Genomic DNA, 12954 nt, shown 5'->3' on the forward strand with positions numbered 1-12954 from the left:
GAAATGTTGGAATAGGAACAGCAAATCCTGAGACAAAGCTGAATGTAGTGCATGAAAACTCGTTGAATCAAAATTCGACGATTGCTAAATTTACTGCAAACGGTGCTACCGGAGGAAGTAATATTGTGAGCCTTTCTTACCATAGCAAAGCCAATCTGGAATTAAATTCTGGATTCTCAGGCTTAGGAAGAAGATATGGGGATTATTTTGACTTTAATATAGAAAATGATAATTCTTATGACCCAAATTTTGGGTCTATCAATCTTGTGACAAGCCAAAATGTTCAAATGACCGTAAGACCTAATGGAAATGTAGGAATTGGTACAGTGAATCCTCTGGCTAAATTAGATGTTGTAGGAGGGGTCAATATTGCAGCTGGATTTCCTATCCAATTAGCCGGACATGCTTCATCTCACGGTTTGAAATATAAAAGGTATAACAGTGACAACTCTTTGCTGGATGGCCCTTTTCTTTATGGTTGGACAGGAGGTGCTTTAGGAATTAAGAAAGATGATAATGAATTCAATGTTTTGACCTGGAAAGAAAGCGGTAATGTTGCTGTCCAGGGCAAGGTAGAAGCTAAAGATTTTGTAGTGTCGGCTACGCCTACAGCAGATCATGTTTTCGCATCAGACTATAACTTAAGAGAGATCGGAGAACTTGAAAAATTTATTTCTGAAAAAAGCCACCTTCCGGAAATTCCTTCTGCTAAAGAAATGACAGACAGTGGATTGTCAGTAGGAGATTTTCAAATCAAATTACTTCAGAAAATTGAAGAATTAACCCTATACATGATCTCGATGAAAAAAGAGATTGATGTTTTAAAATCAAATTAATCATGGCAAAAAAAGATATACCGGAGTTAAAAGAATATTTCAAAGCAGGGAAAAGACCCACCGAAAGTCAATTTGGGGATGTTTTAGACAGTTTTGCCCATTTGGATGACGCCAATGTATTTTCACCTCATTATAAAGAAAAAAGTAATCTGAGATTTGTCTTTCCTGAGCAGCAGGCAGATCAGGCAATAGACATACTGTTAGGAAATGTGATCATTCATGGATGGATTGAAATTGAAGTGGCTGGGTTTTTCAATTTTCAGAATAGTGTAGGGACGATAAAAAAACAGATTGTTATTGGAGCTTTTAATGATAATTATATCTGGAGACCTCCTGTATCAAGAATCATTGAGGCTTCAGGAGAAATTGTAGATAATATTTACCTCAGTGATATTATTTGGGATGATGTCATTAAACAATATAAAATTACAATTTATCATACCAGCTCCCGGGGAAATGACTATGCAGTAAGGATGGTTCATCATTCAACAACGAATGCGGTTGTCGACAAAGCTATACTTTCAGATATTTATACAAATCCGCTTACAGGACAGCGGAAACATTATGTACATTATAATGAGAATGTAGGGATAAAAACAAAAAATCCTGGTGCTCCGCTGGATGTTCAGGGAAGGATATTATTTGATATCGATTCTCCTGCTGTAGGCGGAGTTGCCATCAGAGGGTATGAGACCATGTGGGCAAGAGGATATAATTTTGTTTCATCCGATGGAACTCAAAATACAGGAGGTTTTGGAGCTGTGGGAGTACAGAATAAGATTAACGAATATTATATAGGACAGTACGAAAACAGGGTTGTTACATTTAATCCTGAAAATAAGCAAAGTTCATTTGGTGGAAATATTAACACGTACGGTGAAGTAACATCCAGAAGCCAAAGAATTTTTGATTATTCACCAACTATTTATTTAGATAGAAGCGAAAATTTTGGTGGGTATATTCAAGGAATCCAAACAAGATTATCGGATGGTACCAACAATTGGTTCTTTGGAAATGCACATGCAGATACGTTTGTTATATCAACTGGATCATATAATGAAGGAAGGCAGCTTGTTATTAATAGAAATGGTAATGCAGCTTTTCAGGGCAAGGTGGAAGCTAAAGATTTTGTAGTATCGGCTACGCCTACAGCAGATCATGTTTTCGCATCAGACTATAACTTAAGAGAGATTGGCGATCTTGAAAAATTTATTTCTGAAAAAAGCCACCTTCCGGAAATTCCTTCTGCTAAAGAAATGACAGACAGTGGATTGTCAGTTGGAGATTTTCAAATTAAACTACTTCAGAAAATTGAAGAACTAACATTGTATATCATCTCTTTGAAAAAAGAGATTGATTTAAAACCTAATTAATCATGGCAAAAAGAACAATTACACAATTAAAAGAATATTTTAAAGCAGGGAAAAGACCTACGGAGAACCAGTTTGGGGATCTTTTGGATAGTTATGCACATTTGGATGACCCTAGCGTATTTCCTAATAGTTTTAAGCATAAAGACTTATCTGTTAAGTTTCCCAATCTGGAAAGTAACTTGGCGGTAGACATCTTGCTGGGAACTATCATTAATGGAAATATAGAAATACATGTTGTAGGTGCCTGGAACAGCGAAAATACTGTAGGGGTTATCAAAAAGCAAATTATCATAGGAGCTAATCCTAATGGAGGTATCTGGTATCAGCCTTTATCGAGAATTATAGAGGCTTCGGGACCTATCACAGATCATATTTATCTTAGTGATATCGTATGGGATAGTACTATTGCACAATATAAACTGACGCTGTATCATACACGTCAGTCTGGAAATGTATATGCAATCAGATTGATACAGCATTGTAATTCAACTGCTGTAGTTGATAAGGCAGTATTGTCTGATATTTATACCAACGTCCTTACCGGCCAGAATAAGCATTATGTCAATTATAATGATAGTGTAGGAATAGGTACCAAGAAACCACTTGCTCCCTTAGATGTTCAGGGACGGATTTTGTTGAATGCAGGGTCTAATGTAGTAAGCGGTGTGGGAATTGTTGGGTACACTACCCAGTGGGCCAGAGGATATAACTTTGTCTCACCTGATAATACACAGCATCTGGGTGGTTTCGGAGCGTTGGGGACCAATAACCAGATTGATCATTATTTTATAGGAAAATATGGTGGAAGTATCGCTAAGTTTTTCGTGGGAGATGATCGTACTTTCCTTAGGGGAAATGTAGGAATCGGAACCGAAGCTCCCGCAACAAAACTAGATGTAGTGGGGGAAGTACTGGCAGGAAGCAGATCTGCAACAGAAGGGGTTAATGCTTTTGCCGTACGATATGAAAATGGATCTTTTAATAACTGGGGTTCTTTAAGAAGCGGGGCAGAAACCTATATGAGTTACGGGGCAAAAGCATCATCTACCACAGCTTATGGATGGGTATCAAGCAACGGAAGTTTTTCCAATTATAAAAACGCGGTTACTCTGGGAAATGAAGGAATAAAGTTCCTGGGAAGTGCCAGTGCACAAAGCGCTATCAATTCACCTGTTGTTATGAACGAATCGATGAGAATCACTCCTAATGGAAATGTCGGAATAGGAACAAAGAATCCTGATCAGAAGCTTGCTGTAAAAGGAAAAATCCATGCTGAAGATGTTATCGTTGATACCAATGTTCCTGCTGATTATGTTTTTCAAAAATATTTTGACGGACAATCTTCTATCAGACCGGATTATCAAATGCCGACCATCAGTGAACTGGAGTCTTTTGTAAAAGAAAATAAACACCTTCCGGAAATTCCTTCCGGAGAAGAAATAACAAGAGATGGTGTTACCTTAGGAGATTTCCAGATGAAATTACTTCAGAAAATTGAAGAGTTGACACTTTATATCATCTCTCTGAAGAAGGAGATGGATTCAAAACTAAATTAATCATGGCAAAAAAAACAAGTACAGAATTAAAAGAATATTTTAAAGCAGGGAAAAGACCCACAGAGGCACAGTTTGGTGACGTAATGGATAGTTTGGCCAATCTGGAAGATCCACAGCTATTTCCTAAGAATTACATTAAAAAAGGACTAAGTATTGACTTTCCTCATCAGGTATCTGATCAGGCTGTTGACATCCTGCTTGGAAATAGGGGAATGTCAGGGTCGATTGAAGTAGAAATTGTGGGAACATGGATGTATACAAATACTGTCGGTAATATAAAAAAACTGTTTCAGGTGGGATTCAATCCTGATAATTCAGTGTGGTATACGCCAACGTCAAGAATTGTGGAAGCAGCAGGACCTATTCTTAATCATATTTATATTGGGGATCTGGTTTGGGATGCTAATACTAATCAATATAAGATAATTATTTATCACACTAATGATACAGGGAATATATATGATGTCAGAATTACTTATCATTGCCCGTTTAATACACAGGATTTTAGTGAGGTAAAAATCTCAGATGTCTATACCCATCCTCTTGTAGGGCAGAGGGTACATTATATCCATTATAATGATAACCTGGGAGTGGGTACCACATTACCGGAAACAAGCCTTCATGTAAAGGCACCAAAAGATCGGGGACATTCCAATGTTGTAGGCGGGCTGTTTGACAGAAGTGAAGCTGCTGGGGGAAGTAATATCGTACAATTGAAGTATCATTCCACTGCCGATCTTGAACTGAACTCCTTTTTTACAGGAACTAATTTCAGATATGGCTCGTATGGTGATTTCAATATTGTTAATAATATTGATGGTGGTGTTCATGGTGCTGTTAATATGGTAACCAACGGGCAAACAAGATTAAGCGTAATGCCTAACGGAAATATTGGTGTGGGAACTTCAACGCCGCAAGCAAGAATGAATATTGTTTCACCAATGCATACTGCGGATCAGGAAGGGACATTGATAATAGGAGATGTAAACCAGGCTAATTTAAGATTGGGTTGCAGCGAAAATCATACCTGGATACAGGGGCATGCAGGAATGCCGTTGCATATTAATCCGATTGGTAACAATCTTATTTTAAACAGAGATGCAGGAAATGTAGGAATAGGAACCAACAATCCGGATCAGAAACTTACTGTAAAAGGAAAGATCCATGCTGAAGATGTTATTGTGGATATGAATGTTCCGGCAGATTATGTGTTTCAAAAATATTTTGATGGTGAATCTTCTATCAGACCAGACTATCAAATGCCAACCATTAGTGAACTGGAATCTTTTGTAAGAGAGAATAAACACCTTCCGGAAATTCCTTCAGGAGAGGCTATCATGAAAGATGGTGTCAATTTAGGAGATTTCCAGATGAAATTACTTCAGAAGATTGAAGAGCTGACTCTTTATGTCATTTCTCAGAATAAAGAAATAGAAGATCTGAAAGCTATTATTAAAAAATAGTACTATTCAATGTAATGTTTAACAGTATTTAAAATAAGAACTCCCTCAAATTAATTTGAGGGAGTTTATAGTTTATCAGGATTGCTTATCATAAATGCAAAAAAACCTCTGACTAATCAGAGGTTTTAAAGTGGTTTCTCCAGGAATCGAACCAGGGACACATGGATTTTCAATCCATTGCTCTACCAACTGAGCTAAGAAACCATTATATTTTTGTTTGACTTACTTCGTTGTTTTAAAGTGATGCAAAAGTATAATATTTTGTAATACCGTGCAAGTTTTTTAGGTTATTTTTTCAAAAAAAGATATTTATGAGGAGATCTTTTTTTTAATGAGTTGAGGCACAGTTGATTTATTTTTTTCTAAGAAACTTATTAATTACAGGCTGAGGATAGCTAATCGGGAAAATATTTAGTGAGATTCTTTGGTGTGAAGCCCTAAAAACAGTAATTATTTCAAGAGTAAATATTACTTCAAACAATTGTTTTATTATATTCTATATAATCTGTTTATGGTGGTTTTATTGGGGTTAAATATTGCAATATTTAGAATATTTAATGCTAAATATCAAAATATTGTGAAATAAATTAAATTTGTATTTGTAATATTTTTATATTAGTAATCAGTAAGTTAATACTAAAACCATAATCATGAATACTGAAAAATTTAGTACACTTGAGCTGCTCCATAAACAGTTCAGGTACCCGTTCCCAACGTTAAAAAATCCCTATGCAGAACAGCTGCAGGAAATTACCGAAAGTCAATGGATTGATGGTGAATACCTCTGGCTTTATGAGCAGAATCCTGATCTTCGCAAAAAGTACAAGAAGACCAAGACAGCACATATTGCTGCTCAGTGGTTTCCCACCGCAACCCCAGAACGATTCAAGCCTATCTGCAGATTGATGCTTTGGACACTTTATAATGATGATTTGTACGAAGAAAGTGAACCTGAAGATATTGGATATGTCCATGCACAGTCAATAGCAGTATTAAAAGGAGAAGTAAGTGGTGAAGATTCAGGAATTCCTTTAGGAAAGATGCTGGCTTCTCTAAGATTGGAACTGCTGCAGTTTATTCCGGAGGAATCAATCTTCCGTTTCACACAAATGATCAGTAGATATTTTATAGGCTTAGAAACTGAGTTGAAATACAAGAAAAATAAAACGTATCCTAGCGTGTCAGAATGCATTGCATTGCGTGAAAATTCCATATGCTTATATCCGTTTCTTCAGCTTACAGAAGTAGAAACAGGTGTCACTCTTCCTCCGGAGATCCACAATCATCCGGTGATCCAACGCTTGCAGGCCTTAGCCTGTCATTTGGTTACTTTTTTCAATGAAGTACAGTCCGTAATAAAAGATGAAGCAACAGGCAGTATTTATTACAATATTGTAAAAGTAATCCAGAACGAACACCAAATGTCTTTGAAAGAAGCATGTCTTGAAGATTTGCGCCTGCATAATAAGGACCTGAAAGAATTTTTAGAACTACAAGCTTCTCTTCCTGATTTTGGGGTATGGCAGGAAGCTGTGGTCAACTGGGTGCATTATATGAGTATGGTGCTCAGCGGTTGGAAAAATATTTCTACCAAACTGGATCGCTACAATAGCATGGAGTTTCCTGATGCTGCTGAACTCCGGGAAAAACTGAACAAAATATAAATAAGAACGAGGAATAAACTTAACCATTACTATATCATACAAAAACTAAAACAAGATGAAACCCGAAGAATATCATTCAAAAGATTACTTGCCACGTGGCCATTATCCATGGCCGGACCTTATCAATCCACATGCAGAACAGATGGGGAAAGATATGGATGAATGGATTGATAATGACTATACTTTCCTGACAGAAAAACAGCGTGAAACATACAAAAAAATGAGACTGCATATGTGTACTGCACGTATGTGGCCTGATCTAACCTATGAGCAGACCATCCCATGCAACAGATTTATGCTTCAGTATGTGGCTCTTGACGATCAGGTGGAAAATTCTTCTCTGGAAGAGATTCAGCAGTTACGGATTCGTTGTGTTGATATCCTTAAGGGGGATCAGCCAAGAGCAGATGAAAACGCACTTTATCAGCATATGGCGCTCATAAGGGATGAGTTCCGTGCGCTAATGCCTGATCTGTGGGTTGAACGTTTTATTTATTATTTCTACCAGTCTTTCAGATATGGGATTGAATTGGAGTATCCTTATAAAATAGCGCAACGTCCACCGTCACTTACTCTTTTTAAAACCATTCGCGAGTATTCCGTTCTGATGCGTCCATACCTGATCTTAGGTGAAATTGAATCAGGTCTTGTCCTTCCGGAGCATATTTTTGAGCATATTGTTGTTCAAAAAATGATATCGCATATGACTCTGGTAGTTGCCTGGCAAAATGACATTCATTCTCTGCCAAAAGAAATGGCAAAGGGAACTGAGGTTTTTAACCTGGTTTTTGTACTCCAGCAGGAATATAATCTTTCGCTAAAGGATGCTTGTGACCAGGCATTTCGGATACATAATGAAGAACTGGCAAAATTACTTGCCTTACATGCTGAATATCGTGAGTTTGGAGAGTATCAGGAGCATGTAGATCAATTCGTTTATTATGCAGGAGTGGGCCTTCAGGGAGTGAATTCCTTTTATCTGGAAACCGAAAGGTACCGGCATGGAGGGGTGGGGTTTGCCTGGCCGGAAATCAGCAAATGACGACCGAAATCCAAAAATCTGGATGACCTTGTTGGTGAATGCTGATAGGTAGACCATAAGAAATACTGAGATTATTTTATATACCCCTTAAAATTAAATTTTGAGGGGTTTTATATTGAAGCTGGCTATAGCAGATTGTTTACATCTCATATCCTGGATGAGAATCAGAATGATAAGCACTTTAAACAATCTGTTAAAAGATATTACTGAAAAGGATTATTCATAATATTCTTTCATAAGGCTTTTCCGTTCTTTAGTTTCCAGATTGATATATTCAAACTTTTTATATTGGCAGAATGATCCCATATCTTTATCACCATTAATAAAAATACCTCCTACCAAAATGACATACTTGCAGGGATAGCTGGTTTCTTTTACCAATACCTCGATACGTTCATCTATAGCTTCATACATCACTTCGGTAGCTTCGAAAATCTGATTCTCTGCATTCAGGATCCTGTCTTTGCTGTGGAGGAATATCTGCTCAATGGTATTCATCTGAAAATCCAGTGAAGTGATATTGCTCTCAATGATTTGCCCGGCTTCCAACTTTCCCAATGCTCCTTTTGCTGCTCCACAGCAGGCAGAATTATTTTGTTGTCCTATTCTGCTTATTTCTCCAATTTGCCCGCTTTTGGTAATCCCAATATGAGGGGCGTAAAAAATGACTACAGCACCATCCTCAGGAACATGATGAGCAAAAGCTCCCATTCCTGTAAGGCCGGCAAAAGGGAAACCATCAAGTCCTCCCAGATGAAATGGGCCAAGCATTTCATAAGCCCTAGGTGGATACTGTATTGCATTGACATCATCACAACACATACTGTCGGCATGCATCAGCTGATTAGGTTTTAGTTCTAAATGCTTTTCAAGGGTATCTAATAGTCGGTTGACTGTATCAATAGATGTTAAAGCTTTTGGGTACCATTTTCTTACAGATTCTATACTCATATTTTTGTTTTTTTTTTGTACTCAATTTTACCAGCGATATATTCCTGATTTTTACATTAAAATATTATTAACAGGCTGTATAGCAGGAGGCAGTTCTTTTTCTCCAAACATTTCACGTAAATCAATTTCTATATTCCTGCTGATTTGTGTAATTGAAATATCATTTGCATTTCCTTCGAATGGGTTTTCTGTATTTTCGCCAATCTGTTCCAGAACCAAAAATACCCAGCCCAGCAATACACTGAAAGGAACTGTAAACCAGATGATGCCTTCACCAAATTTTTCTACCATTTTTGAAAATTCGCCTATAAACCCCAGGGGCAATAGCAAACACAGAGCATTTGTAAAATACAGATTAATGCTGGAGAATTGCCGTGGATAAGGAAAGTTTTTGATCCTTTCACATTTCCCCTGCTGATCATATAATTCTTTAAACTGATTCTCCAGAGCTGTATAATTATAATCTGAAATCTTGCCCTCTTCATTCAAGGTTCTCAAATGAGTAGACTGTAAAGAAATGATTTGAGTCGCCCGGTTTTTTGTTGTAAGGATATAGTCCAGCTCAGCTTTATTTAAAAAAGGTTTCAGCTCTTCCTCAATAGTATTTTCCCATTCCGGAACTGTATAATATTTTAAATATTCTCTGTTATAGCTTTTTGTTTTTACATGTTCCCAGCTCTTGGTTTCTCTGAGCTGAAATCTTAATGCCGTAAGCCAGGCAAAATGGCGGTAGATAATCTGCTGATGTATGGCCACTTCTTGTGTTTTATCATCAACTCTTATAAAATCCTTTACCAGCATGCCGAAACTGCGGCTGTTATTGATGATTGCACCATAAATCTGCCGGGCTTCCCAGCTTCGGTTGTAGGTTTGGGTGTTTTTAAACCCCGAAATGAATGCTGCAGCAGTTCCCAGCAGTGCTACAGGAACCCATGGAATGGCCAGCCACTTCCATCCGAGAAAATAAAATAAAGCTGTAGGAATAATGCTTACAATAAGCATTTTATAGATTTTCTTCCTTGTCCATGGAATGAAGTGATAAAGCTTGTAATGTGAGCCTGTATTCATAACAAATTAATTTTTTGATGAAAATTTACTGATCAGAATACCCACGAGCACTACCGTATAGAACTGCCCGGCTATACCCACAAAAGCTGTTATCAGTTTTGTAACATGAGTATTAGGGGTGATATCTCCAAACCCAATACTTGTAAATGTTATAGAGCAGAAATACACCAGATCAATAAAGGTAAGAGCAGGAGAAGATATATCAACCCCCTTAAAAGAAGCGTGGTTGCGGTATTGGAAAAACTGCAGGGAAAAAACTGCAATTTCAATCAGCAGCATATAGCCGCAGATGGAAGCAGAGATAATATCCGTATTGATGTATCCCGGTTTTATAAGAAACCGTAAAACTTCCATAAAAAGAAAACAGAAGAAGACTACATAATTAATGTTCAAAAATGTAAAATACCAGGAAATGTCTTTAAAAAATGGAATGCCAATAGGCAGTAATAAAATAACAATGAAATGTAGATTTCTAAACCAATGTTTCCAGCTATGCTTTCCAATAAATAAGAAAACAGACCCCAAACCTAGAATCAACATATTAATGGGCCATATGACATGGGTGTAAAAGTCCATGTCTGTAAGAAATACTCCCACAAATAAATGCTGTAGCAAAGCGAATAGAAGGATCTCATATTTTCTTTCCTGTAACTTTTGGCTGGTCTTTCTTATAAAACCCAGACTCTGCTGTGGATCTTCACCATGTATGGTAATCATTGTATTTTTTTAATATCATCAAAATACAAAAGTGAACTATTAAAATTAAAATAACATGGTGAATTTTTCTGAACTTTCAGTTCCCTGATTATTTGAATCCGATCATGAAGAGATGGCTGATTAATCGAGAAATCACAAGAATTGTTACCTATAAAATGATAAAGGCTAAGAGAGGGGGCGAAATTTGGAATTTCAGGTGTTCAATTGCTGAATATAAAAAACAAAAAAACCTCTAAATAATTTAGAGGTTTTAAAGTGGTTTCTCCAGGAATCGAACCAGGGACACATGGATTTTCAATCCATTGCTCTACCAACTGAGCTAAGAAACCATTATGTTTTTGTGTGTCTTACTTCGTTGTTTTAAAGTGATGCAAAAGTAGTAAGTTTTAGTATACAAAGCAAGTATTCATCGTACTTTTTTTCACTAAAGTTAAAAACCTACTGATTATCAGCTGGATTATTTTCCTGCTCTTTTCTGATTTGTTCACTCATCTCTTCCAATACCGGTTTAATGGTGTTTTCCGGAAGATCACTGATCCTGATATACATTAATCCGTCAATGGCATCATTGAAGTTCGGGTCAACGTTGAAAGCAATTACTTTGGCGTTTTGCTTAATATATTTTTTAATCAAAACAGGCAATCTTAATTCAGGCTCTAAGTCATCAATAATCTTATCAAGCTTATTAAGATCAGACTCCATTTCTTCAAAGAAGATATTCTTATCCCTGTCACGTAGCTTTACCTTATATTCATTTCTTGGAGTGATATATTGAGCCACCGCCGAGTCAAAATAATTGGAACGCATAAATTCAATCATCAGAGATTTGGAGAACTCCGAAAACTTATTCGAAATACTTACCCCACCCATCAGAAATTTATGATCAGAATTTCTCAGGCAGACATGTACAATCCCTCTCCATAAAAGGAAAAGAGGAAGTGGTTTTTGCTGATACTCCTGGCAGATATATGCACGTCCCATTTCAATCACCTTTTTAAAGAAAGGATGAATGTCCTGTTCAAATTCAAATAAAGAACTGGTGTAAAAGCCTTTGATGCCATATTTTTTCATGACCTCTCTACCCAGAGCCATTCTGTAAGCTCCCGCCAGCTTCTTTTCACCATTGTCCCAAAGGAAAAGGTGATGGTAATGTTTGTCATATTCATCAAGGTCAAACGGAAGATTACTCCCTTCACCTACGGCACGGAACGTAAGCTCTCTCTGACGTCCTATTTCCCTCATGATAGAAGGTATCTCTTCATAAGTGGTAAAGTAGATTTCGTAATTTCCATTACTGAATAACATCTTATCAGTACCTCTTAATTTGTCAACATCCTTGATGATGTCCTCTTTAGGCGTTTCATCAATAATGTTCTGAACAATATTTTCTTCTTTTAATAAAGGAAACTTTACGGACAGATTCTGAAGATTGATGCTTTGGGCCAGAGATTTTCTTTTTTCATAATAAGATTTCATCATATAAACCTTACGCTTCAGAAACTCTCCCAGTTCTTCAATCGTTTCCATTTCGTCCATTGCCTTTAATGTGATAGGCCTCCCGATTCTGATTCTGATAGGTCTTTCCCTGTCATTCATCATTTCAGCAGGCAGCATCAGGGTCTGTAAACTTGGATGAAGTTTGGCAACCTGATAAAAAAGACGGCTGTTTTTAGCATGGAAATACATAGGAACTACCGGCACTTTAGCCATTCTTATAAGCTTAAGTGCCGTTTTTTCCCAGTCTTTATCTAAGATTTCTCCGTAAGGGTTATTTTTATTGGAAACTTCCCCTGCCGGAAAAATACCTACACAGCCTCCGTTTTGGATATGCTTGAGCGTTTCACGCATTCCCGAAGAACTGCTGTAGACTTCTTTTCTGTTTTCAAAAGGGTTTACAGGAATTACGTACGGTTCCATAGGCTTGATCTTTTCCAAAAGGAAATTTCCCATGATTTTGAAATCCGGACGAACCTCTGTAAGGATCTTGCACATTAAAATTCCGTCAATAGCACCCAGTGGATGATTGGACACCAGAATAAAAGGTCCCGTTTTGGGAATTTTTGCAAGATCTTCTTCAAAAGCTACATAGCTTAGGTTTCTTTCTCTCACAAATGAGTCGAAAAAGTCTTTACCTTCCTTATCTTTTAGTTTGTCGTATAGTTTATTTACTTCGTTTATTTTAGCAATGCTCATCACAGCAGATGCTACTGGATTCTTTAGAAATCCAATTTTACTTAAGCCGGAAGCTTTGATCAGATCGTTTTTCGAAATTAAACTCATGTGT

Annotated in this window: 10 protein-coding genes and 2 tRNA genes; 5 read left to right on the forward strand and 7 right to left on the reverse strand. The window is 37.1% G+C overall.

Annotated elements, in window-relative coordinates:
• Positions 1-283 precede the first annotated feature (283 nt).
• Positions 284-388, reverse strand: a complete 105-nt coding sequence (locus JML65_RS24105; protein WP_202270522.1) for a hypothetical protein — start codon at positions 386-388, stop codon at positions 284-286.
• Between the two features lie 450 nt (positions 389-838).
• Here JML65_RS24105 and JML65_RS08220 point away from each other — a divergent pair, with 450 nt between their 5' ends.
• The 3 genes from JML65_RS08220 to JML65_RS08230 are packed head-to-tail and all read left to right on the forward strand — an operon-like array spanning position 839 to position 5228.
• Positions 839-2209, forward strand: a complete 1371-nt coding sequence (locus tag JML65_RS08220) for a hypothetical protein (RefSeq protein ID WP_202270497.1) — start codon at positions 839-841, stop codon at positions 2207-2209.
• A gap of 2 nt (positions 2210-2211) precedes the next feature.
• A complete protein-coding gene (locus tag JML65_RS08225) occupies positions 2212-3765 on the forward strand; it encodes a hypothetical protein (RefSeq protein WP_202270498.1) in 1554 nt (517 codons plus the stop codon).
• A gap of 2 nt (positions 3766-3767) precedes the next feature.
• Positions 3768-5228, forward strand: coding sequence for a hypothetical protein (locus JML65_RS08230; protein ID WP_202270499.1), 1461 nt, complete (start codon positions 3768-3770; stop codon positions 5226-5228).
• 131 nt (positions 5229-5359) lie between these two features.
• Here the strand turns inward: JML65_RS08230 and JML65_RS08235 are convergent.
• A tRNA-Phe gene (locus JML65_RS08235) sits at positions 5360-5432 on the reverse strand.
• Between the two features lie 446 nt (positions 5433-5878).
• On the opposite strand from JML65_RS08235, the gene JML65_RS08240 reads away from it, so the two are divergent.
• A complete protein-coding gene (locus tag JML65_RS08240; RefSeq protein WP_084084982.1) occupies positions 5879-6892 on the forward strand; it encodes a terpene synthase family protein in 1014 nt (337 codons plus the stop codon).
• A 55-nt stretch (positions 6893-6947) separates the two neighbouring features.
• Positions 6948-7934 (forward strand): terpene synthase family protein, encoded by a 987-nt coding sequence (locus JML65_RS08245; RefSeq protein WP_202270500.1) that lies wholly within the window; start codon positions 6948-6950, stop codon positions 7932-7934.
• A gap of 216 nt (positions 7935-8150) precedes the next feature.
• Here JML65_RS08245 and JML65_RS08250 read toward each other — a convergent pair whose 3' ends face one another.
• The 5 genes from JML65_RS08250 to JML65_RS08270 all read right to left on the reverse strand — a co-directional run bounded on the left by JML65_RS08250 (position 8151) and on the right by JML65_RS08270 (position 12950).
• Entirely contained in the window at positions 8151-8885 is a 735-nt protein-coding gene (locus JML65_RS08250) for a hypothetical protein (RefSeq protein ID WP_202270501.1), read from the reverse strand.
• A 51-nt stretch (positions 8886-8936) separates the two neighbouring features.
• The gene (locus JML65_RS08255; protein ID WP_202270502.1) at positions 8937-9953 is read right to left on the reverse strand and encodes a bestrophin family protein; all 1017 of its coding nucleotides are present in this window, start codon (positions 9951-9953) and stop codon (positions 8937-8939) included.
• 6 nt (positions 9954-9959) lie between these two features.
• Entirely contained in the window at positions 9960-10670 is a 711-nt protein-coding gene (locus JML65_RS08260) for a potassium channel family protein (RefSeq protein ID WP_081989177.1), read from the reverse strand.
• A gap of 256 nt (positions 10671-10926) precedes the next feature.
• A tRNA-Phe gene (locus tag JML65_RS08265) sits at positions 10927-10999 on the reverse strand.
• 109 nt (positions 11000-11108) lie between these two features.
• Positions 11109-12950, reverse strand: coding sequence for a lysophospholipid acyltransferase family protein (locus JML65_RS08270; protein WP_047493407.1), 1842 nt, complete (start codon positions 12948-12950; stop codon positions 11109-11111).
• Between the last annotated feature and the right edge of the window lie 4 nt (positions 12951-12954).

Origin of the sequence: Chryseobacterium sp. KMC2 (assembly GCF_016756935.1) — a bacterium.
GTDB classification, from domain to species: Bacteria; Bacteroidota; Bacteroidia; order Flavobacteriales; family Weeksellaceae; genus Chryseobacterium; species Chryseobacterium rhizosphaerae.